Annotated in this window: 22 protein-coding genes, 1 tRNA gene and 1 riboswitch; of the genes, 5 read left to right on the top strand and 18 right to left on the bottom strand. The window is 26.6% G+C overall.

Going from position 1 to position 25,452, the window contains the following annotated elements; all coding sequences use genetic code 11:
• Nucleotides 1-674: 674 nt before the first annotated feature.
• The 7 genes from BRSU_RS14700 to BRSU_RS00440 form a co-directional block, all read right to left on the bottom strand.
• Nucleotides 675-944, bottom strand: coding sequence for a nucleotidyltransferase substrate binding protein (locus BRSU_RS14700; RefSeq protein WP_245158016.1), 270 nt, complete (start codon nucleotides 942-944; stop codon nucleotides 675-677).
• A 367-nt stretch (nucleotides 945-1,311) separates the two neighbouring features.
• A complete protein-coding gene (gene ribH / locus BRSU_RS00465; RefSeq protein ID WP_048593295.1) occupies nucleotides 1,312-1,782 on the bottom strand; it encodes a 6,7-dimethyl-8-ribityllumazine synthase in 471 nt (156 codons plus the stop codon).
• A gap of 273 nt (nucleotides 1,783-2,055) precedes the next feature.
• A complete protein-coding gene (locus tag BRSU_RS00460; protein WP_048593294.1) occupies nucleotides 2,056-2,904 on the bottom strand; it encodes an Rpn family recombination-promoting nuclease/putative transposase in 849 nt (282 codons plus the stop codon).
• A 141-nt stretch (nucleotides 2,905-3,045) separates the two neighbouring features.
• Entirely contained in the window at nucleotides 3,046-4,245 is a 1,200-nt protein-coding gene (locus BRSU_RS00455) for a bifunctional 3,4-dihydroxy-2-butanone-4-phosphate synthase/GTP cyclohydrolase II (protein WP_048593293.1), read from the bottom strand.
• A gap of 82 nt (nucleotides 4,246-4,327) precedes the next feature.
• On the bottom strand, nucleotides 4,328-4,969 hold the full coding sequence (locus BRSU_RS00450; protein WP_048593292.1) for a riboflavin synthase: 642 nt from the start codon (nucleotides 4,967-4,969) through the stop codon (nucleotides 4,328-4,330).
• A 113-nt stretch (nucleotides 4,970-5,082) separates the two neighbouring features.
• Nucleotides 5,083-6,192 carry a bifunctional diaminohydroxyphosphoribosylaminopyrimidine deaminase/5-amino-6-(5-phosphoribosylamino)uracil reductase RibD gene (gene ribD, locus BRSU_RS00445; protein ID WP_083997848.1) on the bottom strand — a complete coding sequence of 370 codons (1,110 nt, stop codon included), beginning with the start codon at nucleotides 6,190-6,192 and terminating at the stop codon, nucleotides 5,083-5,085.
• A 141-nt stretch (nucleotides 6,193-6,333) separates the two neighbouring features.
• A riboswitch (FMN riboswitch) is annotated at nucleotides 6,334-6,469 on the bottom strand.
• A 52-nt stretch (nucleotides 6,470-6,521) separates the two neighbouring features.
• Nucleotides 6,522-6,974, bottom strand: coding sequence for a dual specificity protein phosphatase family protein (locus BRSU_RS00440; RefSeq protein WP_048593291.1), 453 nt, complete (start codon nucleotides 6,972-6,974; stop codon nucleotides 6,522-6,524).
• Nucleotides 6,975-7,403: 429 nt separating this feature from the next.
• Here BRSU_RS00440 and BRSU_RS00435 point away from each other — a divergent pair, with 429 nt between their 5' ends.
• Nucleotides 7,404-8,303, top strand: a complete 900-nt coding sequence (locus BRSU_RS00435; RefSeq protein ID WP_048593290.1) for a LysR family transcriptional regulator — start codon at nucleotides 7,404-7,406, stop codon at nucleotides 8,301-8,303.
• Between the two features lie 522 nt (nucleotides 8,304-8,825).
• Here BRSU_RS00435 and BRSU_RS00430 read toward each other — a convergent pair.
• Nucleotides 8,826-9,911, bottom strand: coding sequence for an alpha/beta hydrolase (locus tag BRSU_RS00430; RefSeq protein WP_048593289.1), 1,086 nt, complete (start codon nucleotides 9,909-9,911; stop codon nucleotides 8,826-8,828).
• 37 nt (nucleotides 9,912-9,948) lie between these two features.
• Nucleotides 9,949-10,515, bottom strand: coding sequence for a DapH/DapD/GlmU-related protein (locus BRSU_RS00425; protein WP_048593288.1), 567 nt, complete (start codon nucleotides 10,513-10,515; stop codon nucleotides 9,949-9,951).
• Nucleotides 10,516-10,839: 324 nt separating this feature from the next.
• Here BRSU_RS00425 and BRSU_RS00420 point away from each other — a divergent pair, with 324 nt between their 5' ends.
• Both BRSU_RS00420 and BRSU_RS00415 read left to right on the top strand, forming a co-directional pair.
• Entirely contained in the window at nucleotides 10,840-12,195 is a 1,356-nt protein-coding gene (locus BRSU_RS00420) for a PhoH family protein (RefSeq protein ID WP_048593287.1), read from the top strand.
• 198 nt (nucleotides 12,196-12,393) lie between these two features.
• Nucleotides 12,394-12,882: a rubrerythrin family protein gene (locus tag BRSU_RS00415; RefSeq protein ID WP_048593286.1), complete on the top strand. Its 489-nt coding sequence runs from the start codon at nucleotides 12,394-12,396 to the stop codon at nucleotides 12,880-12,882.
• Between the two features lie 473 nt (nucleotides 12,883-13,355).
• Here the strand turns inward: BRSU_RS00415 and BRSU_RS00410 are convergent, their stop codons facing one another.
• Nucleotides 13,356-14,696, bottom strand: coding sequence for a CoA-disulfide reductase (locus BRSU_RS00410; RefSeq protein ID WP_048593285.1), 1,341 nt, complete (start codon nucleotides 14,694-14,696; stop codon nucleotides 13,356-13,358).
• Between the two features lie 113 nt (nucleotides 14,697-14,809).
• The gene (locus BRSU_RS00405) at nucleotides 14,810-17,644 is read right to left on the bottom strand and encodes a YidC/Oxa1 family membrane protein insertase (RefSeq protein WP_048593284.1); all 2,835 of its coding nucleotides are present in this window, start codon (nucleotides 17,642-17,644) and stop codon (nucleotides 14,810-14,812) included.
• A gap of 168 nt (nucleotides 17,645-17,812) precedes the next feature.
• On the opposite strand from BRSU_RS00405, the gene BRSU_RS00400 reads away from it, so the two are divergent.
• On the top strand, nucleotides 17,813-18,817 hold the full coding sequence (locus BRSU_RS00400) for a tetratricopeptide repeat protein (protein WP_048593283.1): 1,005 nt from the start codon (nucleotides 17,813-17,815) through the stop codon (nucleotides 18,815-18,817).
• On the opposite strand, the gene BRSU_RS00395 is transcribed toward BRSU_RS00400, so the two are convergent.
• The 4 genes from BRSU_RS00395 to BRSU_RS00385 all read right to left on the bottom strand — a co-directional run bounded on the left by BRSU_RS00395 (nucleotide 18,814) and on the right by BRSU_RS00385 (nucleotide 20,204).
• Nucleotides 18,814-19,278 carry a PepSY-like domain-containing protein gene (locus tag BRSU_RS00395; RefSeq protein WP_048593282.1) on the bottom strand — a complete coding sequence of 155 codons (465 nt, stop codon included), beginning with the start codon at nucleotides 19,276-19,278 and terminating at the stop codon, nucleotides 18,814-18,816. The genes BRSU_RS00400 and BRSU_RS00395 overlap by 4 nt on opposite strands.
• Nucleotides 19,279-19,390: 112 nt before the next feature.
• Nucleotides 19,391-19,525 carry a hypothetical protein gene (locus tag BRSU_RS14975; protein WP_280642022.1) on the bottom strand — a complete coding sequence of 45 codons (135 nt, stop codon included), beginning with the start codon at nucleotides 19,523-19,525 and terminating at the stop codon, nucleotides 19,391-19,393.
• 313 nt (nucleotides 19,526-19,838) lie between these two features.
• On the bottom strand, nucleotides 19,839-20,102 hold the full coding sequence (rpsT, locus tag BRSU_RS00390; protein ID WP_012671512.1) for a 30S ribosomal protein S20: 264 nt from the start codon (nucleotides 20,100-20,102) through the stop codon (nucleotides 19,839-19,841).
• A gap of 27 nt (nucleotides 20,103-20,129) precedes the next feature.
• Nucleotides 20,130-20,204, bottom strand: a tRNA-Asp gene (locus BRSU_RS00385).
• Nucleotides 20,205-20,375: 171 nt separating this feature from the next.
• Between BRSU_RS00385 and BRSU_RS00380 the strand changes: the two genes are divergently transcribed.
• Nucleotides 20,376-20,576: a hypothetical protein gene (locus tag BRSU_RS00380; RefSeq protein WP_048593281.1), complete on the top strand. Its 201-nt coding sequence runs from the start codon at nucleotides 20,376-20,378 to the stop codon at nucleotides 20,574-20,576.
• A 79-nt stretch (nucleotides 20,577-20,655) separates the two neighbouring features.
• On the opposite strand, the gene fabV is transcribed toward BRSU_RS00380, so the two are convergent.
• The 3 genes from fabV to BRSU_RS00365 all read right to left on the bottom strand — a co-directional run bounded on the left by fabV (nucleotide 20,656) and on the right by BRSU_RS00365 (nucleotide 25,378).
• Nucleotides 20,656-21,834 carry an enoyl-ACP reductase FabV gene (gene fabV / locus BRSU_RS00375; protein WP_048593280.1) on the bottom strand — a complete coding sequence of 393 codons (1,179 nt, stop codon included), beginning with the start codon at nucleotides 21,832-21,834 and terminating at the stop codon, nucleotides 20,656-20,658.
• 605 nt (nucleotides 21,835-22,439) lie between these two features.
• Complete coding sequence (locus BRSU_RS00370; RefSeq protein ID WP_157031434.1) at nucleotides 22,440-23,789, bottom strand: McrC family protein; 1,350 nt, start codon at nucleotides 23,787-23,789, stop codon at nucleotides 22,440-22,442.
• A 173-nt stretch (nucleotides 23,790-23,962) separates the two neighbouring features.
• Nucleotides 23,963-25,378 carry an McrB family protein gene (locus BRSU_RS00365; RefSeq protein WP_048593279.1) on the bottom strand — a complete coding sequence of 472 codons (1,416 nt, stop codon included), beginning with the start codon at nucleotides 25,376-25,378 and terminating at the stop codon, nucleotides 23,963-23,965.
• Nucleotides 25,379-25,452 lie beyond the last annotated feature (74 nt).

Raw genomic sequence — 25,452 nt, 5'->3', positions numbered from 1 at the left:
ATATTTTGTTTTTAATATCTGTGGCTTTGCCCCATACCCCAGTTCTTTTATTGGTATAAGGCACAGCCCGCCTTCGGTGAGAACCTATATCCTCGACAGGCTCGGATACGCTTCGCGAAAAACTGCATTTTTAGTCTAAATTTAGGTTATACAATACATTTAATACATATATTTTTAATATAAAGTTCTAACAATTGCGTTTTTTGCAACTTTTTTGTGCGGTAAAAAAGTTGATAATAATTACATAATGTGTAGTAGTCGGCAAAATGAAATCGTTTCAGTATATATAAAAAAAATTGATTATAGAATATATTAATGAGGAAATATTTCCCTGCTATAATGATACATTATTCATCAAATATCATTAATACTATTTTTTATAAATAATTTTTCCATGATTTTTTATATCATTTATTAATTCTTGATTTTCTATATCATTATAAGAAATAACATCGAATTTTAAAAGAGTAGGAATCTCTGATAATTCTTCTTTTAGTCTTTAGCAAAATAGTAAATCAAACTTTCCAATTACAGCTAAATCTATATCCTAATTATATTTTTCTCTATCCAATGCCCTAGAACCAAACAGTATAACTTTTTCTATATTATAATAAGAACTGCATATATTTTTTATACCTTATTTTATCTTTTCATCAAGCATTAATATTTATCCTTTAATCATTTATTTTTTCCAAAAAGAAATTATATAATTCATTAAGTATTTTCAAAGAATTATTTTTTATCTTGATAATAATTTCTTTGAATTTAATAAAATCATAAGTATGTGAAAGTAAATTACAGCTTAACATCATATCAATAAAATCATCTTTATTTTTGATAATATTTGCTGAATATTCTTCTTTAAAAATATTTCCTGGGGATATATCTATATTGTTTAAACTTCCATTATATTCTAAATAATCTTTCAAAGTTTTCCAAGCCAATTCATAAGTATATTCGAATCTTTGAATAACACCTTCTTGCTCTAATAAAGATAATTCATTTATTTCTCTTTCTCAAATACACTTTTTAGTAAATTAAATGCTTTTTCAAAATTCTTAAATCTATGTTTCTAACAAATATTCTCTGACATAATATTTCCAAATTATTTTTGATTGCAATTATATAATTTAGACTATATTTATAAAGTTTTTAATTATAATAAATAGTAAATAAAACTACTATAAAAATAACTATTTTAAGCACAAACTATATTTTTTACTTAAACTAAAAAAGCATAAAGAACATTTTATATCATGCTCTTTATGCTTTAATAAAACTAAATGACAAATAATATTATTAATAGATATTTTATTTTTCTATTTCTCTGATTAAATTAACCATTTCAATAGCAGCCATAGCAGAATCAAATCCCTTGTTTCCAGCTTTAGTTCCAGCTCTTTCAATAGCCTGTTCAATATTTTCAGTAGTAAGCACACCGAACATTACAGGTATATCAGAATTAAGAGAAACATTAGCAATACCTTTTGATACTTCAGCACAAACATAATCATAATGAGTAGTAGAGCCTCTTATAACAGCACCCAAACAAACAACAGCATCATACTTTTTAGATTTAGCCATTTTAGAAGCAATAAGAGGTATCTCAAAAGCACCAGGCACCCAAGCAACACTGATATCATCGTCTTTTATGTTATGACGAGATAAAGCATCTAAAGCACCGCCCAAAAGTTTAGAGACAATGAATTCATTGAATCTAGCACACACTATACCAATTTTAATTGGTTTTTCACTAACGAGTTTTCCTTCAAAAGTTTTCATCTTAACTATCCTTTTTAAATTTTATTATTATTGCTATGCTCGCCATCGCTATTATAAGCCAGCAACTAAAGTTACTGGCTGCTTACCAAAGGTACCTACTTGGTTGGCTCGCTTTAATGCCTATGGAAAAAGTTCTAGCAACTTTCTTTATTAGTTTCCAGAGGCTCTCAATTTTTTATTTTTAAATTCAATCTAATATATGCTCCATTCTTTTATTATATATAAAAAACTTGTTTATTAATAAGCTCTAACATCCTTATGAATATCAGATACTCACAAGTTTTCTATTTCTTCTATACTCAAACCTGTATTTTCACTAATTATTTTTATATCTATACCAGATTTTTTAAAGTTTCTAGCTATAAATATTTGCTGTTCTTTTTTACCTTCTTCAATACCTAATCTTCTCTCCTCTTCAAGCATTATTTGATTACCATATAAATATGCCTGCCTCTTATCATATTCATTCATCATCAATCTATCTTTAATGAAGTTATTATATCTTCTTTGTACTTCTTCCATTATAGGCTTTTCTTTTACTAATTCTGACATTATAACCTCCTTATTATCACCTTCCTTTATAGTAAAAAATTTAAGCCAGCAATTTAAATCAGGTTTTAATAAATTGTATTTAAATTTTTTTACTTCAATTATGTGTATTTGTAAATGATCAGTTAATAATCTTTGATTACCTGTATCATAAATCATATAGCAGGAATGAATATTTTCTGAATCATCTAAATTAAAATTAAGAAGATTAATACTAATTACAGGAGTTAGTGCATCGTATTTTTCACCCTGCTTTAAAAGCTTGCTGTAATTAGAAGCCCAATAATAAAGTATTCTCTCTGGAAACCTTGAATTTCCTTGAAGCTGAATCTCTATTATAACAACTGAACCATTTTGAGTTATACATTTTACATCTGTAATTGTTTCTTTATCTTCATAATTTTCTTTATAATTAAATGGAGTTAGTATTTCAACACTTCTAAATGTCTTCATATTGGAGTCAAGCATTATTGAATTAATAAAATCCAACAATATTGCTTCACTTCCTCTATCAGATAAAAGATATCTTACAAAATAATCATTCAATGTATTAAAATATTTTACATTATCCATAATACAAACATTATAATAAAATTAATATAAATGTCAAAATGCTAGTCTATATCATAAAAAATTACTAGCTTGCTTTGTATGTCTATAGCAATAAGTTCTAGCAACTTCCTTTGTCAGCTAGTAATTTTTTATTTTTTATATTTAATCTAAAATATGACCCATACGCTCTTTTTTAGTCTTTAGATAAAATGCATCGTACTCTGAAGCTTCTATCTGTATAGGTACTCTGTCTTTTATCTCTAAGCCGTAATTATTCAAATACTTTATTTTATCTGGGTTATTAGTCATTATTTTTATGCTCTTAACTCCCAAATTTTTAAGCATTTGATAAGCCTCATAATATTCACGCATATCATCTCTAAATCCCAAAGCTATATTAGCATCAACTGTATCAAGTCCGCTGTCCTGAAGTTCATAAGCTCTTAATTTATTAACAAGTCCTATTCCTCTTCCTTCCTGACGCATATAAACCATTATGCCCCTGCCTTCCTCAGCAATTTTTCTCATAGCATAATCATATTGTTCACCGCAATCGCATCTTTTTGAACCTAATGCATCGCCTGTTAAACATTCAGAATGAACTCTGCAAAGTACATCTTCTCCGCTTGAAATATCTCCCATAGTTAAAACAACATGATGTTCTTTTGTGATTTTATTTACGAAAGTAAGTATTTCAAACTCACCATATTTAGTAGGCATTTTAGCCTTAGCATAAAGCTCCATTAAATCTTCATTCTTTTTTCTATAGTCAATCAAATCAGAAACAGTGATCATCTTTAGATTATGTTTTTTAGCGAAATCAATCAAATCATCTCTTCTCATCATATCACCATCATCTCTCATAATCTCGCAGCATAAACCGCATTCTTTTAAACCTGCTAATCTCATCAAATCAACAGTAGCCTCAGTATGTCCCATTCTTACTAATACTCCGCCTTCTTTTGCAAGTAATGGGAACATATGACCGGGACGTCTAAAATCTTCTGGTTTAGAATTCTCATCAATAACTTTTAAAGCAGTAATTGATCTTTCAACTGCTGATATACCTGTTGTAGTTTCAACATGGTCAATAGATACTGTAAAAGCTGTTTCATGATTATCAGTATTTTTTGTAACCATTTGATTTAAATTTAATTTATTAGTAATTTCTTTACTCATAGGCATACATATCAAACCCTTAGCATAAGTAGCCATAAAGTTGATATTTTCTGTAGTAGCAAATTCTGCCGCACAGATTAAATCGCCTTCATTTTCTCTATCTTCATCATCAGAAACAACTATAATTTTTCCGTTTCTTAAATCCTCTAAAGCTTCATCAATAGTGCTGTAAACATTTTCCATTTTTAATGCTCCATTTTTATTTTTTATTCAACTTTTTCCTAATATTTATTAGCTGTAAAAAGCTGTAAAAAGTGCATAATTATTAAAAACCATTTTTAAGTAAAAATTCCATTGTTATATTGGATTTTTTACTATCATCATTATCTTCTTTAAATGTTAAAAGCCTTTCAACATATTTGCCTATAACATCATTTTCTACATTAACCTTATCACCTTCTTTTTTATAATAAAGTACAGTTTCCTTTAATGTATGAGGAATAACTGCTATAGAAAAAGTATTATCGGTTAAACTTGCCACTGTCAAACTTATGCCGTCAACAGCAACGGAACCTTTTTCTACTATATATTTCATTAAGTGTTTAGGCACTTCAATAGTGAGTATTATAGCATTGTCATCTTTCTTCATAGACTTAATGCTTCCCACTCCGTCAATATGTCCGCTTACTATATGACCGCCGAATCTTCCGCTTAAAGTCATAGCTCTTTCAAGATTAACTTTACTTCCATTTTTTAAACTTCCTAAATTAGTGCGGTTCAAAGTTTCTTGAGTAACATCAGCATTAAATATTTTATTATCAAAACTAGATACAGTTAAACAAGTACCATTAACAGCAACACTATCACCTAAATGCAAATCATCAAATATTTTGCTAGCTTCTATTGTTATAACTTTGCTTTGTACAGATTTAACAGTTCCTATTTCTTCAACTATACCAGTAAACATTATTAATATTTTCTCTCTTAAATAATTTCTGTACTTTTTCCCGCCGCAAAAAGTACCAAAAAGTGTAAGTATAAAATTAGTTTCGTATAATATTAATATATTTTATTTACAAATTAATATTTTAAATAATACTCCAAAAACAAATCGTTTTCTATTTTTGTTATGCTGCCTTCCGTAAGTTTAACAGCATTATCAGGATCATCTATTCCTTCGCCTCCTATAGGGCTTTTTGCTTCAATACCTCCGAATATTTTTGGTGCTATATAAATCAAAGCCTTATTTACTAACTTTTCTTTTAATAAACTAGCATGTAAAGCAGCACCGCCTTCAACATACACACTGTCAATATCTTTTTCTTCTCCAAGTATTCTCATCAAATCTTTTAAACTTACTTTGCCATTATCATTTTCTGTTTTTATTATCTCTATACCTACACTTTCAAGTTCTTTTATTTTTTTATCATCATCTCTAATAGTAGCTATAAAAGTTTTTATTTCTTTTGCTGTTTTACAAATATTAGAATTCAAATCTATTTTTAATGAACTATCCAAAATTATTCTTATAGGATTTCTAGTATTTGGAAGTCTGCAATTAAGTGTAGGATTATCTTCTATTATAGTATTTATTCCAACCATTATAGCAGAGTATTTATTTCTAAATCTATGAGAATGCTCTCTAGTTTTTTCTGAAGTTATCCATTTTGATTTTCCACTTACAGTAGCTATTTTGCCATCCATAGTCATAGCATATTTCATAACAATAAATGGTCTTTTATTAGCTATATAATAGAAGAAAACCTCATTTAATTTTCTGCATTCTTCTTCAAGCACATTTACTACAACTTCAATACCAGCATCTTTTAATTTTTTTATTCCGTTTCCTGCTACTTTAGGATTAGAATCAACACATCCTATAATCACTCTTTTTAACTTATTTTTTATAATAGCATCAGCACAAGGAGGAGTTTTTCCATAATGAGAACAAGGCTCTAAAGTTACATATATATCAGCATCTTCAACATTTTCGCCTTTTTCTTTGGCATCTAAGAAAGCATTAATCTCTGCATGATTTTCACCGCATTTTTTATGGTATCCAATGCCTATAACTTTTCCATCTTTCACTATAACAGCACCAACCAAAGGATTAGGACTTGTAAAACCTTCTCCTTTTTTAGCTTCTTCTATAGCCATTTTCATGTACTTTTCATGCATATTGTTCTGCATAATGCTAATACTCTTAAAAAAATATTTTTTATTAATCTTTGAGGTTTTTAATTGGCGGATTTTTTGACTTGTAAACAAAAAAACTCTAAATGTTAAAAAATAACAATTAGAGCCATTATTTTATGTAGTAGTTTACATTAATTTTATCTTCTACCATCCAGACTTTAACTGTCGGTTTTGGAATCGCACCAAATCTGCCGTTTTTGAATAAGGAACATCAAAAAGGCTCGCGGACTTTACCGCCGGTATGGAATTTCACCTAGCCCCGAAGATTTATATGTAATAGTATAATACAAATATTTTATATTGTCAAGTATTTCGCTATAATGCTAAAAACTCATTATTTCGTACCAATAATTATCGAAGTATCTATACATTCCCATTCCAGGTGAATAGTAAGTGTATATTTCATGAAAATCTCTTAAAGCATCTTTGAATGAAGTATTACTTATATAGCCTTTTCTTGCCATATAAAGAAGTGCTATAGATGGAGATCTTGACATGCCGAAATTACAATGAACCAATACCTCCATATCATTTATATGTTCATCTATAAACTCCATAGCTCTTTTTATCATAGGAAAGGCATATTCAAAAGATAAACTGCTTATATCAAGTAAATTCAAATATAAATCATTATTATTTTGATATACTTTTTTATCGCCTATATTTCCTCTTACACCTCTAACAAAACAGCTTTGGCAAGCATGAACTATAGCCCCTTTAAACTCAGCACAATCTCTGTCATTACCTACATATAGATTTTTATATAATTTTTTCATAGTAAAAAACTCCAGTAAGTTTTACATTATAATTAAATAATTGAAATTGTCAATTTTAGTTTTTTATATATACTGAAAATTTTTAACTTTGTCATTTTTTTTATTCAACTTTTTCCCGCCGCAAAAAGTTGCAAAAAGTGCAATTACTAGAACTTTATATTAAATATATACTTATTAAATATAGGATATAACCTAAATTTAGCTTAAAAATGCAGTTCTTTTGGTTCTTTTATACCAATAAAAGAACTGGGGTGCGGGGCAAAGCCCTGCCAATATTTTAAATTAAAAAAATTATTTTGACAAAATATAGTTGTTTAGGTATGAATTAAATATAACAAATAATAATCAAATTAATATTCATTAACTAATTATTTGCATTATTATTTCATTATTATAGAATATAAAAAGTTTATGTATTTCGGAGAGTATATGGAAATCAGGGCTTTAAAATATTTTTTAACAACTGTAAGAGAAGGCAATATTACAAAGGCTGCAAAATATCTTAATCTCACTCAGCCAAATCTATCCAGACAGATAAATATACTTGAAAGAGATATAGGGCATAAACTATTTGAAAGAAAGCATAATAATATAATTCTCACTCCTGAAGGCATTTTATTAAAAAAAAGAGCCGAAGAAATAATAGATATGATAGATAAAACTAGAGCAGAGTTTAATTTTACAGATGAATTAATAGCAGGTGATATATTCATTGGGGCAGGTGAAACTTGGGCTATGAGTTTGCTTGCTTCTGTTATGAAAGAGATGCAAAGTGTTTATCCTCATATAAGATACAATATTTACAGCGGAAATTTTAATGATATCACAGAAAAACTTGATAAAGGATTATTAGATTTTGGTGTATTAATAGATCCGGCAGATTTGTCAAAGTATGATTATTTAAAAATACATGCTAAAGATACTTGGGGTGTAATTATGAGAAAAGATTCAGAACTTGCAAAAAAGAAGTATATAACCAAAACTGATTTATTAGATTTACCTTTAATTATGTCTAGGCAGGCTATAGAAAATAAATTAAATGACAATGATTTTATAAGATGGTTTGGTGATAGTTTTGATAAACTTAATATAGCAGCTACATATAACTTACTTTACAATGCATTGATTATGGTTAAGGAAGGAATGGGGTATGCTTTAAGTTTGGATAAATTGATAGACAACATGCATAATGAAAATATTTGTTTTATACCTTTAAAGCCTAAATTAGAATCTGGTCTTAATATAGTTTGGAAGAAGAATCAGGAGTTTTCAAGGGCTTCCAAAATATTTTTAGATAGGCTTACAAATGAATTTAATAATAAAATTTGATTCATAACGCACGGTAAACAAATTATCAAATATAAATATATTTCTTTTTATAATATTTCTATAAATTAAAAAAATATTTAATCGTGCGGTAAGTGCATAACAAATTTAAAAAACACTTGGGTGGGGGCTAATAAAATCTAATTAAAATAAAAAATATAAAATAAGTTTTAATGCAAAATAAAATTATAAAATCTTGAGGGTGGGGAGTGAAAATAAGTTTTAAAATTTAATTACATCTGCCCGCCCTTTATGCTTTTTAATTTTATTAGTTATTTTTATCTTTATTTCTTTATAGTTTATACTGAAAATATAAAGCCCGCCCAAGATTTATTTAAATTTATTATTAACATACCGCACAATGAGTAAAATTATAAAAACTAGATTAATTAATAATTGTTAATTTATATAATAATTAAGGATTTGCTTACCGTGCGTTATTTGATGATAATTACAAATAAAAAATCCAAGCATTATAAAAATAACACTTGGATTAAAGAAAACATTAATAAAAAATATAATAGGTTATTTTAAATTATCTTTGAAGAACTGGGATAATTTATCAAAAGGAATTTTTTCCATATTGTCATATAAATCAACATGATCAGCATCTTCTATTATTAAAAGTTCTTTTGGTTCTAATGCTTCTTTATAAACATCTTCAGAATAGTATCTTGAATGTGCTCTGTCGCCTGCTACTAAAAGTATAGGAGTAGGAGAAACATCTTTAATATTAGCCATCAAAGGGAAATTCCAAAATGATACAGGCATTGTGGCAGTCCAAGAAGTAACAAAGTTTATAGCTCTAGGATGATAAGCTCTTTTAGCATAATAGTTGTAGAAAGCAGCAAATACAGGATCAGCATTTTCTGGAAGCTCTTCAGGTACAACCATTGCAGAAGCCATTAAATTATTGTTCTCATCAAAATAAGGTTCATGATTACCTAAAGCATAAGTTTTGCTTTCAGCATCTTTCCAACGCTGCTCGCTTAAATATTCTCTTATTTTTCTTCTTTGTTCAGGAGTATAATAGTCTTGATGTCCTTTACTCATATCTCTTGACATATCATACATTGAAAGAGTTGCTACAGCTTTTATTCTAGTGTCAGTTCCAGCAGCAGTGATAGCCATACCAGAAAGTCCGCAAATACCTATTGCACCGATACGGTTTCTGTCTACATAATCAAGCAAACCCAAATAATCTACAGCAGCACTGTAATCTTCAGTAAATATATCAGGTGAAGAAGTGTTTCTTACATCTCCGCCGCTTTCACCAGTAAAAGAAGGATCGAATGCTAAAGCAACAAAACCATAAGTAGCCATCTCTTGTGCATATAATCCTGAAGCTTGTTCTTTAACCGCTCCGAATGGGCCGGATACAACTATGGCAGGATTTTTTTGATTAGTATAATTTTCTGGTAAATATAAATCCCCTGCTATTTCTATACCGTAACGGTTTTTGAATCTTACTTTTTTCATTTCTATATTTGTATAAATTTTAAAAACTCTTGTATCCATATTATCTCCTCCTTTAGATTGATTATTTTGTGTGTTGTTACAAGATATTAAAAAAGTTAGTATTAAAGTTGCTGATAATATTATTTTTTTCATAGAAATCTCCTTATCATTAATTATATTTAAATTTTTATTATAAATTTCTTATTATTTTAGCAGGCACTCCGCCAACTATAACATTAGAAGGAACATCTTTATTTACCAAAGTACCGGCAGCTATTATTGAGTTATCCCCTATTGTAATGCCGGGTAGTATATTAGCACCAGAACCTATCCAAACATTATTGCCTATTGTTACTTTTGACGGATATGTTGTACTTCTGTTTTGTATCTCTATTCCATGATTAAGTGTAGAAATAATTACATTCATACCAATAAATACATTGTCTCCTATTGTGATCCCGCCTCTGTCCTGAAATGAACAGCCTGTATTAAAAAATACATTCTTTCCTATTTTTATATTTCTTCCAAAGTCTGTATAAAATGGAGGAAAGCATGTGAAACTTTCATCTATTTTTTCACCTGTTAATTGTTCAAATAATTTTCTCACCTCATCTGTAGTATGATAGCTATTATTGATTTGCATTGTTATTTTTATTGCATTTTGTGAGCATTCATATAAAAGCGGTGCAAGTTCTTTATCCTCGCTTGATATTGGATTGCCTTCTTTACAATGTTTTATAAACTCTTCTATATTCATTTGATTTATTCCTTTATTTTAATTTATTTGTATTTTACAGAAAAAATAAATTATATCAAATATTTATGTGTTATATAGTTTTATGCTTAAAAAGTATAGTTATGATATTTGAAGTTTGATAGATCTACTTTATTGTTATTTATATGTAATAATGTTTATATGATTTTATTATGTTGTATAAAGTAACAATATGGCATATTCTAATAACAAAATTGTATATTTATAATATGAAACAACTTTAATGAATTTGATTTTTTCTTTCTTTTGTACAATACTTATTATATAGCATTTATTTATGCTAAAAAATCATTTTAAGGATTTGCGATGACAGAAAATTTTATACCTAATAAGAAAGTGTTCGTATTTGATACAAATGTTATACTTCATGATTTTAAGTCAATATTTTCTTTTGAAGAAACTAATATAGTTATACCTATTACAGTTTTGGAAGAAGTTGATAAATTTAAAAAAGGAAGCGATACAATCAATTTCAATGCCAGAGAGTTTATACGAGAACTTGATGTAATTGTAGAAAAAAATGAGGAACTTCAAGGAGTAAAGGATATATTCAAAAAAGGTGCTTTGCTTGATAATAAAAGTAAAGTATTTATAGATGTTAATAATGAAGAGAGAGAAGAATTCAAAAAGATATTTGCAGGAAATATACCTGATCATAAAATACTATCTTGTGCCTATAATATAAAATGTGAAAATCACAGAGTCATTCTTATAACTAAAGATATTAATATGAGAATGAAGGCTAGAAGTTTAGGGATAGATACTCAGGACTATAATACTGACAAGATAGAAAAATTATCTTCATTATTTACAGGTATAGAAAGCATTTCAGGAGATAATGCACGCATTTATATAAAAGAGCTTAGCGAAAATAAAGAAATAGAAGTTAAAGGCGAGCATTCTATTTATCCTAATACATATTTCTGCTATAGAGTAAAAGAAGATGATGAGGCAGTGATAGGAAAATATAAAGATGACACAAAAACAATAGTTCATGTTGATACTGATATAAATGCTTATGGTATAAAGCCAAGAAATGAAGAACAGGCTATGGCTTTAGATGTTTTACTCGATAATAATATCCCTTTAGTTACTATAATGGGTAAAGCTGGAACTGGTAAAACTCTTTTAGCATTAGCTGCTGCTTTGGCAAAGAGAAGAGAGTACAGACAAATACTTTTAGCCCGTCCTGTAGTGGCACTTTCTAATAAAGATTTAGGTTTCTTACCAGGTGATGTAAACAGTAAATTGGATCCTTATATGCAGCCTTTATTTGATAACCTTTCAGTAATACAGCATATTCATTCTGATGACAGCGATGAAAGTAAGAATATCAAAAAAATGCTTGAAAATGAAAAAATAGTAATTTCTCCTCTTGCCTACATTAGAGGAAGAAGTTTGAACAAGATTTATTTCATAGTAGATGAAGCACAGAACCTCACACCTCATGAAATAAAAACTATTATAACAAGAGCAGGCGAAGGAACAAAAATAGTTTTCACAGGAGATATTCACCAGATAGATACTCCTTATTTGGACGAAAGAAACAATGGGCTTACTTATCTAATAGACCGTACAAAAGGAGAAGTTTTAAGTGGTACTGTAACACTTGAAAAAGGAGAGCGTTCACAGCTTGCAGAACTTGCTGCTAATGTATTATAAATAAAAAAGATTTAATAATAATATTAAATCTTTGAAACAAGGGCTTAAATTATTTTTTTAAGTTCCTTGTTTTTTTATTATCCTTATTTGTATTATTTGTTATATTTAATAATAACATTTTTGTTTAATAACTATGTATTTTTTTACGAATTTAATATATTATTTATTAGAATTTTTTACTAATAAGGAGCTTATCTTATGAATTTAAAAGGATCTAAAACTGAGGTGAATTTGAGAAATGCTTTTATAGGTGAGGCTATGGCTAGATGCAGATATATGTATTATGCTGAAAAGGCCCGTGAGGAAGGAAAAGAAGATGTTGCTGCTGCTTATGAAAAATTTGCTAGAAATGAACAGGAGCATGCTAAAATATGGTTTGAAAGTTTTCATGGCATACCTACTACAGAAGAAAATTTAAAAGAGTCTATAATAAATGAAAATTATGAATCTATAGATATGTATCTTTCTTATGCTAAAACTGCCCAAGAAGAAGGCTTTGATGAATTGGCTATGGCTTTTATGAATGTGGCAAGGATTGAAGACGGACATAAAAAACAATTCCAAAGTTTACTTAGGGATAGTAAAGCAGATATACCAAGCTGGCAATGTGATATATGCGGATATATAGATTCTGAAAATAAAAATCCTAGTATATGTCCTGTATGTAAGCATAAAATAAAAAAATAATAACCAATATCATATTTAATATCCTATTGTAATTTTTACTATCATATAATAAATAATAGGATTACTTGCGATAGGGTATTAAAAAATTTTATTTACATACCATCCCCCTTTTCTTTAAATGTTTTCATAAAAATTTTTATTATATATATATATTTATTGCCTACAAAGAAAAAGTATCCCCGCCCAAGTGTTATTTAAATTTTAAAAAATTATCAACGCATGGTGAACTAAATCTATCTATATAATTAACTTGTTATTATAAATTAGTTAATATTTATAGCTTTACTCTGCGTGCGCTTAATACGTTATAATGCACAAAAAAACTTGGGTGGGTGCTTCATTTTCTATTTAAATAAAAAAGAATTATGATCTATAAATGACAAATAAAATCAAAAAATATAGAGGGTGGGAATTAGAATAAAGTAAAAAACCATGCTGTAATTAATAACAGCATGGTTTAGAATTAATATTGTTTATTTAGCCGCATTTCCTGCCACATTCAAAGAATCCCAAGTCCTTGCAAAAGGAGGAGCATAACATAAATCAAGCATTCCTAATTCATCTACAGTAAGCCCAGCATGTATACAAGCAGCTATAACATCAGCCCTCAATACAGCACCTCTTTTTCCTAATATCTGACCACCTATTATCTTTCTGTTGTCAGCTAAATATATAAGTTTTATATGTAAATCCTCATAACCAGGATAATAATGCGTATGATCTAAATCTTTTACAGTAACAGTTTTGTAATTGATATTTCTTTTTTTAGCTTCTTCCTCTGTGATTCCTGTTCTTGCAGCTTCAAGTTCAAAAGTAAGTATGCAGGCACTAGTTAAACTGCCTATAAACTTTTCATGCCCTCCTACTAAATTACTTGCAACCATTCTTCCTAATTTGTTAGCCCCTGTAGCAAGAGCAGCATAAGTCTGATCATCTAATACTTTATCATATATGCTAGCACAATCTCCTGCAGCATATATAGAATCAATGCTTGTTTTTCCTTCTCTATCAACTAATATAGCACCATTATCCATTAATTTGATGCCAGCCTCTTTTGCCAAATCATTATTAGGTGTAACTCCTATAGCAACAACAACATAATCAGCATCATATTTTCCTTTGTCTGTGATAACTGCTTTTACATTATTATTGTTATCAGCTTCTAGTGATTGAACTTTTTCATTGAGATGCAAGTCAACATTTTCTTTTATATGCTCTATTACCATATCAGAAAATTCTTTATCGAATTTATTTCCAAATACTCTGTCTGAACGCTGTATAATAGTAACATTCTTCCCTATATGCTTTAAAGCATGAGCAGCTTCAATAGCTATAAATCCAGCACCTAATATTACAACATTTTTTATATTAGAGTCTTTCATTTTTTCTCTCATATTAATAGAGTCGCTGAAATCTTTTAGAGTTGATACATTTCCTATATTAATATTTGGTATATTAGGTATTATTGATTTTGCTCCTGTAGCTATGAGAAGAGAATCATAATTATCTTCAAATTCTTTATTATTGATAATATCTTTCACTAATACCTTTTTATTTTTAGCATCTATTTTTAAAACTTCATGCTTAACTTTTAAATCTATCCCAGATTTTATAGTAGCTTCAGCAGTTCTTGCTATCATAGTATTAGGGCTTTCATAAAAACCGCCTACATAATAAGGCATGCCGCATGCTCCCCAAGATACAACATCTGTTTTCTCATAAACTGTAATTACAGCTTCTTTATCTATTCTTCTAGCTTTAGCAGCTGCACTCATTCCTGCAGCAACGCCTCCTATTATTATAACTTTTTTCATTTTCAACTCCTTTTTATATACCTATATGTAGTATATTAAAAAATAATAGGTTTGTCAATTTTTATAGTTTATTTAAGTAATATAATAAAAATTTACAAAATTACAATGATATTTTATTTTTTGAATGTATTTAATTTCCAATTATTTTTGTCAAAAATATTTCCTTTAACAGTATAATATTTAGAAAAATTAAATCTTTTTTCTAATTGTCTTTCAGGCTGCCACTCATCAAATATTAAAAGTTTTAATTCATCTTTATTTTTAGAATCATTTGATAGAATATTTCCTGTAAAAGGATTAGCTCTGTTTGTTAAATGTATAGTAGATAAATAAGGTATATCTGCCACAGTCATAAATTCTGAAGATATATTAAAATCATTAGTAGAATTAAAATCTTTATACATTAAAAGAGGATTATATATTGACATGAACTCTATAGAATTTTTTTTGAAAAATTCAGTGTCCAAAATAAATGCATGATCAGAAACTATTATTATTTTTGTATTATTATAGATGTCATTATCTTTGATAAAGTGTAAAAAAGTTATCAAATTATCTATAGCAGCACAATTAGCATAATAGCTCCTCACTTGAAATTCATTGCCGAATTTTTTATAATCTTCACTTGGTATTGAATATTTCCATATCGACGGAAGCAAATCATTATTGACATATTCAGGTTCATGTGTTGATTCACTGTGAATAAAATTAAAATAATTACCGTTATCATTGATAGAAGTAATATGTTTTATAGAATTTAAAACAGCAAACTCTCTTAGTGATTTGTTAATATAATAAGATGAGTCCATAGAAAAAATATACCAATCTGAATTACTATAAAAAAAACTTCTTAAAAAAGATGGTATAATTCTAAAAATAGAAAATCTAAATGCTCTTTTAATATTTAAATCAATATTATTAATATCATATAATTTATTATCAAATGCTTCTTTTACATCATTTAATTCTTCATAATCATTTAATATATTACTAACAGAAAATTTAATAAAATTATCATTTTGGGCATAGGCATTTATATTGGAAAGTCCTGAAAATATTGAAGTATCAAAACCGAAATTTAAATTCACAAAAGTAGTATTAAACATATTTGCTGTATATCCATTATCAGCAAACATTCTAGGCATAAGTAATAATGATTCATTAAATTTATCTTTTAAATTATATTTAGATTCTTCACTTATATTATAAGGTAAATATTCATATCCGCCCATAAGGCTAGTTAATGAACCTATTGTAACTTCTGCATACGATATAACATTTGTATATAATGTAAAACCATTAAATTCTTTTTTTAATTCTTCATTACTATTTAAATAATCTAATACATAACTGTTTGCCGCTCTGTCTAATATTATTACAAATACATTTGTGCCTGTTTTAGATAAATTAAAAATATTGTTATAATTATTTTCTGTAAGATTTAAATCAAACCCTTTTCTAAGGTCTGATAATATTTGCTGCTCTTTATTAATTTTTATTATATCATAAATAGATATAGAAAATAATACTAAAGATATTATAACATATATATTAATTAAAATATTTACTTTATCTTTTTTTAATAATAAATAAATAATTAATATAAATAATGATACTACAGTAATATTTAATATTATTTGAATAAAATTTGTATTAAGCAGCTGAGCATTATCAAATACAAAACTACTTGATATATTACCATAATTTCCAATGATAATAAAAGTATCTACAAAAAACACTACTGATATATATATCAAAAGAAGCGATAATATATTTTTTATTTTGCTGGAAAACAAAGAATATATAAATAATGAATAAACAAAGAAAAAACCTATGTATTTAGATATATTATTCAATATCAATGTAAACGGTTCACTAAATTCCTGTCCTGAAGAAGCTATTAAAGTAGATGGAATAAAAAGTCCAGCAAGTAATGTTATAGAAATAGAAGATGCAGCTAAAAGTTTGAAAGTATTATTATTATTAAGTTTTATATTAAATAATTTATATAAATATTTTTTATAAATTACTATTGCAAACAATATGGCCCATATACTTAATACATCTTTATATGTTTTGACATCAACTCTAAATATTTTTAAATATTGTTTTTCTAATGAAACTGCAAATATAGTATCTCTATATAGATATAACAATGTATATACAAATATAAAAATTGTAAAAATTATAAATATAGTAAAAGAAACTCTTTTTATAATAGCCATGATTATTTTGTTTTTAAAAATCTTATCTATTTTAGCTTTAAAAAAACTATAATTTTCTAAAACTATATTTTTAACCAATGAAAAAGTACAATTTACCGTCCAATAAAATAGAAGTCCTGCAGGCGAATTATATAAAAGAAGTAAAAAAATTAAATTAGTAATATATAAAGGCATCTGTTCTTTTATAGTAAGTTTTTTAGAATAGACTAAAGAAGCTAATAAACTTATTATAGTCATAATAAAAGGAAGAATATTGATGCTTATATTTCCAATTTTAAGAAGTTCATCAGGTTTAGACAAATTAGTAATATATCCTAATTGACCAAATTCTAACCCATCAAGATTATGTATAAAATGATATGCTGCTATAAAAAATGGTATTTGTATAAGAATGCCTAAAGTTCCTCTAAATGCATAAATTGTTTTATATCCATGAATTCTTTGACAAGTTCTTATGAGTAAATATCTTTGATCACCTTTAAACACAGATTTTATATTATCAATCATGGGCTTCATTTTATTTTGAATATCTCTTTCTTTTTGCTGCCATCTTTCCGCTATATTATATAATGGCAAAGAAATAAAATTTACAACTAAACTTATAAAAAATATACTTACAACATAAGAACTTTTTGTATATACTTTGAAAAAATAAAAAGATGTTTCTAAAATAAATTCTATTGGGTATATAAATACATTATATAAAAAATCCGACAATCCCATAAAAATCCATATTAATTAGTAATAATTATTATATATTTTTATATTATATCATATTATATTAATTAATTCAAATATCAAAAAATCATATTGAAATTAAAAGTTGAAAAAAATTAACTTAAAGATATACTATTATATAAGTAATTATTTTTTAGGGAAAGTAAATCAATTATGGACAATTCATCAGATTATAGTCTTCAAAATAAAGTAGATCATATGATATCTCATTATAAAGAAATATGTGATAGGGAACCTTATAATCATAAAGCTAGAGTAGATTTCGGAGTATTTTATACACAATTAGGAAATCATAAAGAAGCAATAAAACTTTTTAAAGAAGCATTGTTAATAAATAATAATGATTATTCTATATGCAGACTTTTAGGAATATCATACTCAAAGATAAACGATTACTATAATGCTATTAATTATCTTGAAAAAGCTTATGAAATAGAAAATAATGATTATATAAGTTTAAATTGGCTTGGTAAATGCTATGTGGAAGTTGGAAGATATGAAGATGCTGTAGATGTATTGAATAGATCTTTTATGATAGCACCTAAAGAATATATTAATTGGCGTACTTTGGGTATAGCCTTATATAACCTAAAAAAAACAGATGAAGCCATAGAATCTTTTGAAAGAGCTATGGAGCTTAATAAATACGATTATACAAGTCTATATATGCTTGCCATTGCTTATAAAGATAAATATGAATATAAAAAAGCTATATATATATTAAAAAAAGTAATAGAAATAGAAAAAGATAATTACTCTGCATATTTTAATATGGGACTATGCTTCTTCATGATTGATGACTTTGATAATGCTATATCTTCTTTTAATAGTGCTTTAAATATAGATAATAAAGATTATTTACTATACTATTATCTTGGTATTTCTCTATATGAAACTAAAGATTATATAAATGCTATATCATATTTAAATAAATCTGTAGAAATAAACAATAGCCATTCATCTTCTTATTATTATTTAGGGCTTTCATACTATTCAGCAGGACTTTATAATAATGCCGGAAATGTATTAGAAGAATGTATTAAATTAGATAGTAATAATAAAGAAGTTTATATATTACTTGCTAATACTTATAATGCTATGGGTGATAAAGAAAAATCTATAATAGCTTTTAATAAATCAAAGGAAATAATGTCTTAATTAGTTGAAGCGGTTTGAGCAGTTTCTAAATTTTCCTGACTTATTATAATACCATATCCTGTTATTTCAATTAAATATTTATCATCTAATTTTATGATAAAATTCTTATCTCTTCTTTCTATATCAGTGATTTTAGAATGCGGATACTCATTATCTATAACATTAACCATAGATTTATGTATGCAGCTTCTAGGTATTCCAATATTTTTAGTTTCATCATTAATGATAGATATTTTTTTCCAAAGACCTGTATTATAAAAAATAAATTTATATCCAAAGTCTATATCCACTTCATATCCGCCGCCATTTTGATACAATGAAACTGATTCTATATTATTTCCTGGAAAATTAATATTTAAAAAATTTTTCGCTCTCAAAGGCAGAGAATTTTCTGTCATAGTTTGAGAATATATATTTACATTCAATATCAATATAAGCAAAATCAATTTTAAATATTTCATAATGTTTATTTTCGTATTTTATCATTATAATGTTAGAATTTTTTATATCACAAATTATTTTAGCGGGTAAAATACCGGCTATATAATTATAACCGGTATTCCCATAATATCATTAAAGGCTTTCATTTTCTTTATCAGATGTATTATCTTTAATAATATCATTGTACTCTTCAATTAAAGAATTATAGTCATCATCATTAAATATAACAGAATCATTATAATTATTATTTTTGAATTTCTTAATCATAATCAATCCTCCCCATTATTATATTTTTTGTGATAATATTATCAAAACAACACAGAATAATTTACCTTTATATACCATCAAAGCTTATAAACTTAATAATAAAATCTGTATATATTCATTTAATAAACTCAAACTGTATATTATAATAATAACAAAAATTTTCTATTAGGAAACAAAAAATATATATTTTTTTTACAAAAATGTAATTTTTGTTTATTTTTATTAAAATAAATTGACATTTATGATTAAAAAATATAAAAAAAGGTCTATACATTAATGTATAGACCTCATTATTTTTTAATAACAATCAAAATTAATTCATAGCATTAATTTTTTTCATCATATCTGATTTTTTAGCAGCTGCTCTATTAGCATGAATAACAGATTTTCTAGCAGCTTTATCTAAAGCACTAGCATATTTTTTGAATTCTTCTGAAGCAAGATTTTTATCATTGCTATCTACTGCTTTAATTACTTTCTTTTTTTGAGTATTTAAGAAACTTTTAATTTTTCTATTATAAAGATTTCTAACTTCATTTTGTCTTAATCTTTTAGATGCTGAAGCTATATTAGGCATTATCGCTCTCCATGTTAAAATAAAAAGCGGAGTTGACGGGGCTCGAACCCGCGGCCTCCTGCGTGACAGGCAGGCGCTCTAACCAAACTGAGCTACAACTCCAAATTAGTCAACGAATGGTTTGTATTATATACCTATTTATTTTTTTGTCAAGAACTTATTTTAAAAAAATTAAAATAATTTAAAAAATTAAATAAAAACCATATATAAATTGTTTATAAAAAGCCATAATTTACATATTATATGTAATTATACCATACAAAGAAGCAAAATATGAAAAAAGTAATAACATTTATAATAATATTAATGATATCAGCTAATTTAATAGCACAAAATGTTGTATATATAACAAAAACAGGCAAAAAATACCATCTTCAAAGCTGCCGAACAATAAGAGGAGAAGCATATAAAATTTCATTGTCAGAAGCCAAACAAAAAGGCTATACAGCATGTAAAGTATGCAAACCATATTAATTGACTAATTTAAAACAAAAAAGCGAAGTATAATAAAATATTAAAACTCCGCTTTAATTCTTATTTTAATAATCAATTATCATATCTGAACATCTTGACTATAATCTATACCTTCCTCATCAAAGCCATGCATATTCATATAATCTTTTCTGAATAATGCTAAATCTGCTATTTCTTTTACATTATCTTTTGTTAATTTATTCCAAGAATCCAAAACTTCTTTTTGAACATCTTCTCTTAATTCCCAGTCATCTAATCTTATTCTCTTTTCGCTGTCAACTGGTACTTCTCCGCCATTATAAAGTTTTTCATTTAAAAGTCTGTACATTTGCTCTATACAGCCCTCATGAAGGCCTTTATTTTTCATTACTTTAAATAATATACCTATATAAAGAGGAACTGTAGGGATAACTGCTGAAGATCTAGTTACTACCGCCTTGTTTACTGATACATAGGCATGTCCTTTGATTTTCTCATGCATTTCTTTATCCAATTCATGAGCTGTTGCCTCTAAATGATCCTTAGCTTTTCCTATAGTACCTTCTCTATATACAGCTTTTGTCATTTCAGGTCCTATATAAGAATAAGCTACATTAATAGCATTTTCAGCTAATAAATCAGCATTAAGTAAGGCATCTGTCCATAATTTCCAATCTTCTCCTCCCATAACTTTTACAGTAGATTTTATATCATCTTCATTAGCAGGATCAATGGATACCTCTAATAACTCCTCTGTAAGGAAATCTACACCTATACCATTATATTTTTTTCCTATAGGTTTTAAAGATGAACGGTAAAGTGTTCCTGTTGATTCGTCCATTCTTACTGGAGCTGCCAAACTGTATATAAGTAAATCTATTTTTTCACCGTTAAAGAATGTTTTAGCTTCTTTAATAACTTCTTCTTTTGAAGCGTTTAAAAAAGCATCTAATATTAAGTTTTTATCCTCTATTCCATCTTTTTTAGCGAAAGCAGAAAAAGCCTCATTATTATACCAGCCTGGAGTAGCTGTTCTTCTTGCTGTAGCTTCTTTTTCAAATGATACGCTCATAGTTTTAGCACCAAGTCCGTAGGCTATAGCTATTCTGCTTGCAAGTCCGTATCCACCTGAAGCTCCTAATATAAGAGCATTTTTTACATTAGATTTTACTTTCGGCTGTGATTTCACATAATTAATTTGATTTTCTACTTCTTTAGCACAGCCTAATGGATGAGCTGTTATACATATATTATTTAATATTTTTGGCTCTACTACCATATCGTTTATTCTCCTATCGTTTTTTATTTTCAAAATATATTCAAACTAATTTTATAATACTTTATAATAAAATTGCTTTTTTTTCAATGAAAATAAAATGAAAATGAAATCAAAATGATTATTAATTTACGAAATATACAAATAATATATTCATCCAAACGTATGGTAAATAAATCATAAATATAATACAAATAACATTAATAGTAACTCTATAAATATACAAAAAATAACACATACGGTGTATATATTCTAAATTCTAATCACATTAGGGCGGGTGTGCTTTTTCTGAGTTTGCCGTAAAGAAATTTAAATCATAATTTTTGATCAGGTATAAAATATAAAAGGGCAGGCATTTAAATTAATACAAAAAATCAAATTACACTTGCCCCACCCTCTAGGCTTTCAGCATAATATGCAATTTTTATATTATTTTTCTTTTTTGTTTCAAACAGTTATTTTAGCTGCCCACCCAAGATTTTTTTTAAAAATTTATGGTCTATACACCGCACGCTAAACAACATTATAAATATTGATTTAATACAATTATCACTTTTATTAAATTTAAAATTTCATTAACCGTGCGTTTAATAAAGTAAAAAACAAATTTACTTTAAATATTCCATTAATTCATTTTCAATACTTCTCATAACTTCAGCAAATTCTTTTATGTTTTTAAAATCTTCTCCGTTTGATTTTATTGAAGGAATTTTCAAAGCATATTTGTATATACCGCAATCAGCATATACATTATAAGCATTATTTAAAACGCCTATTTTTATAATTTTATTTGCATCGGTATAATTATCTTCTTCCAATGGATAAATAAAACCTGACTTTTTAGCATTAAGTGTATAAGCATAAGAAATTATTTGATGCTTGTCGTTTCTGTCTATGCTTTCATTATCATAATAATTTAATCTTTTGTATTTGGCATCAAGAACTATATTATTGTTATTTTCATTTGATAATTTATAGAAGTCCGGATAAACCCTCCAAGCATTATCAAGTAATTTAATACCATTTTTTGAATTTCTATTTTCAGCATGAATAAAATTTTCTTTGCTTAAAAAAGTATTCAAATATTCTTCAAAAAGACAAGCACCGTCAAATAATAAACCATATACAGTATTATCATTGCTGCCGTATTTTAATTTTTCATGCTTTAATATTTGAATACATATTTTTCTTAAAGGCTCATATTCATAATAGTATGGGTGCGATAATTTTTTTAAGTTTTTATTTATAATACTTTCTCTTTTATTTCTATAATAACTAGAAGTACTATAAAATATCTGCTGAACATAATTTTTTATTTCACTGTCATAACTTAAAATATATCTGTTTTTTGTATTTATATATTCTATAGTGTGCCTTATTAATTGCATGATATTATTGTCATAGCTATATTCTCTAGTATTGTACGAAATTTTACCATTGAAAGGAATATTATTTTTAATGTATCTGTTAATATCAATAGAGCCTTTGACATTAGTATCATTATGTTTTATTAACTTGTATTGTTTAAAAAGTCCCTGTCTTAATGCTTTTTTAAAGAAACTAATAAACATATAAATTAAAAAATCAAATGAATCGTCATAATCTTTGCTATGCTCTAAATTAACAATATTAAGAGAAAGCACTTTCATAAGCATATAATGCAGAAAATAATCTTCATTATCATTTACAGCGAACCTTGAAGAGATTTTTATTTGCGTATTATTATAGCTTATAAATCCCATTATATTATTGGTATGTATTTTATTATCAAGTAAATTAAATATTGTACTTTGTTTATTTATATCTTTGCTTTCATCAAAACTATTTGGAAATATTAAAATATTATCTGAAATATTTTCAATAGAATGGCTAGCTATATATTGAATATTCTTTTTATCTATATCGTTTGATAATTGAGATATATTAAATTCATTATTATTATCTTTTAATTTAATCATATTTTATTGTTTGTGTTAAGTTTGTTATTATAAATTTCTTCAACTTTTTCCCGCCGCAAAAAGTTGCAAAAAGTGCATATACTATAGTTTATTATTATTTTATATTAAAATAAATCTATTACAAAATTATTAATTGTCATAATATCAATTAATATCATTTTGTTAATTTACATTTAATTATTACTATCTTGTACAGCATTATTATCTTGTGATATATTACTATTATCAGATTGTGTATTATCAGAAGAACCTGAGTCATAAGCATTTTTTAGTTCTTCAAGTTTACTTTCAGCATCAGGCATTCCTCTCAAGTACTCATACAAAAGTCCTCTCAAATGATTCTCCCATAAGCCATTAAATGCTTCTTCAATATTGCCTCCATTATAATAATTTTTTAACTTCAAGAAATAAGAAGCTCCTATATGATAAGATGAATTAAAACTTTCTATTTGCTCTATTGCCTTATTTAAATTATCCATTCTTTCTTTAGCTTCTTTTATAATATCATCTTTATTTGTTATTGCAGTATTATCATCAAACATACTATCAAGCATATCTTGCGTATCTTCCGCTTTAATCTCTTTCCAAGCGAATCTCCTACGCATAGCAAAGTCCATACTCTCAACGCTTCTATCAATATCATTCATTGTGCCTATTATATAAACATTCTCTGGTATATAAAAATATTTTTCCGCTTCCTCATCTATTAAATTAGAATATTGAGTAAGTACTTTTCCTTTAACGCCTCTATATCCTGGATCAACAGCAAAGAATAATTCTCCGAAAATCTTTGAAATATCTCCTCTGTTAATCTCATCTATAATGAATACAAAATTTTTCTTTTGAATTCTTTCTACTGTATTTTTACTATTTTTTAATTCTTCTTCTATTTGAGAATTATATTTTTCATAGAATGCTTTTAAAAAGCCATGAATATATGTATGCTTACCTTTATATCCAAATTCATTAATAAAATCCTGATATTCCCATTTATTTTTTAATTTAAATACTTTAATAAATTTTTTATAAAAATCTGTAATAGTATCTAAGGATAATAATACATCAAGCCTAGATTTTATTTGTGGAGCAAAATATACTGAATCATTATCTAATTCTATTTCTTTTAATGGTGCCGCTTTCCTATCAATGCCATCAATTTCAAAATATCCTTTTTCATTTATTATATTAGAAACATCGTCTATAAATCTAATCAAATTATTTTTTATAATAGTATCTTTATTTAATTCTGAAACTTCCTTTTTACTATCAATTAAATTCTTGAGTGCCTTTTTACAAAACTCTTTAAAAACTCCGTCCTTTCTTTCAAAACCAATTTTTCCGTCACTATCTTTAATAGGTCTTAAGCCCTCAACAAAATCTGTATAATCATAAGATGGGTGAAACTGCACAAACTGGCATTGATTTTTGAAATCCTCATTTTCTTCCAATTCTTCTGTATACTCTTTGTTATCATCATTAAAAATAATTTTTGCTGCAATCTGTTTAGCTAAATAGGTTTTTCCTGTTCCAGGTGCCCCAGTTAATATAAGATTATAATTACTTTCTAATAATTTTTTATAGTCTTCCATTGTATCTTCCTTAAATTGAAAATTTTCATTTTGAGTAAGTTTTATTGCTAATTGTTTAGCATACTCTTTATTTA

Origin of the sequence: Brachyspira suanatina (genome assembly GCF_001049755.1) — a bacterium.
GTDB classification, from domain to species: Bacteria; Spirochaetota; Brachyspiria; order Brachyspirales; family Brachyspiraceae; genus Brachyspira; species Brachyspira suanatina.
Note: the sequence above shows the minus strand (reverse complement) of the source record. Positions and strands in the feature narration are given on the sequence as shown.

Bases quoted from the DNA above. Each gene is read 5' to 3' on its own strand.
- ribH (WP_048593295.1), bottom strand. From the start codon at position 1,782: ATGAAAACTTTTGAAGGAAAACTCGTTAGTGAAAAACCAATTAAAATT.
- BRSU_RS00460 (WP_048593294.1), bottom strand. From the start codon at position 2,904: ATGGATAATGTAAAATATTTTAATACATTGAATGATTATTTTGTAAGA.
- BRSU_RS00455 (WP_048593293.1), bottom strand. From the start codon at position 4,245: ATGGAAAATGTTTACAGCACTATTGATGAAGCTTTAGAGGATTTAAGA.
- BRSU_RS00450 (WP_048593292.1), bottom strand. From the start codon at position 4,969: ATGTTTACTGGTATAGTTGAAGAAATAGGAACTGTTAAATCTGTACAA.
- ribD (WP_083997848.1), bottom strand. From the start codon at position 6,192: ATGCAGAACAATATGCATGAAAAGTACATGAAAATGGCTATAGAAGAA.
- BRSU_RS00440 (WP_048593291.1), bottom strand. From the start codon at position 6,974: ATGAAAAAATTATATAAAAATCTATATGTAGGTAATGACAGAGATTGT.
- BRSU_RS00435 (WP_048593290.1), top strand. From the start codon at position 7,404: ATGGAAATCAGGGCTTTAAAATATTTTTTAACAACTGTAAGAGAAGGC.
- BRSU_RS00430 (WP_048593289.1), bottom strand. From the start codon at position 9,911: ATGAAAAAAATAATATTATCAGCAACTTTAATACTAACTTTTTTAATA.
- BRSU_RS00425 (WP_048593288.1), bottom strand. From the start codon at position 10,515: ATGAATATAGAAGAGTTTATAAAACATTGTAAAGAAGGCAATCCAATA.
- BRSU_RS00420 (WP_048593287.1), top strand. From the start codon at position 10,840: ATGACAGAAAATTTTATACCTAATAAGAAAGTGTTCGTATTTGATACA.
- BRSU_RS00415 (WP_048593286.1), top strand. From the start codon at position 12,394: ATGAATTTAAAAGGATCTAAAACTGAGGTGAATTTGAGAAATGCTTTT.
- BRSU_RS00410 (WP_048593285.1), bottom strand. From the start codon at position 14,696: ATGAAAAAAGTTATAATAATAGGAGGCGTTGCTGCAGGAATGAGTGCA.
- BRSU_RS00405 (WP_048593284.1), bottom strand. From the start codon at position 17,644: ATGGGATTGTCGGATTTTTTATATAATGTATTTATATACCCAATAGAA.
- BRSU_RS00400 (WP_048593283.1), top strand. From the start codon at position 17,813: ATGGACAATTCATCAGATTATAGTCTTCAAAATAAAGTAGATCATATG.
- BRSU_RS00395 (WP_048593282.1), bottom strand. From the start codon at position 19,278: ATGAAATATTTAAAATTGATTTTGCTTATATTGATATTGAATGTAAAT.
- BRSU_RS14975 (WP_280642022.1), bottom strand. From the start codon at position 19,525: ATGATTAAGAAATTCAAAAATAATAATTATAATGATTCTGTTATATTT.
- rpsT (WP_012671512.1), bottom strand. From the start codon at position 20,102: ATGCCTAATATAGCTTCAGCATCTAAAAGATTAAGACAAAATGAAGTT.
- BRSU_RS00380 (WP_048593281.1), top strand. From the start codon at position 20,376: ATGAAAAAAGTAATAACATTTATAATAATATTAATGATATCAGCTAAT.
- fabV (WP_048593280.1), bottom strand. From the start codon at position 21,834: ATGGTAGTAGAGCCAAAAATATTAAATAATATATGTATAACAGCTCAT.
- BRSU_RS00370 (WP_157031434.1), bottom strand. From the start codon at position 23,789: ATGATTAAATTAAAAGATAATAATAATGAATTTAATATATCTCAATTA.
- BRSU_RS00365 (WP_048593279.1), bottom strand. From the start codon at position 25,378: ATGGAAGACTATAAAAAATTATTAGAAAGTAATTATAATCTTATATTA.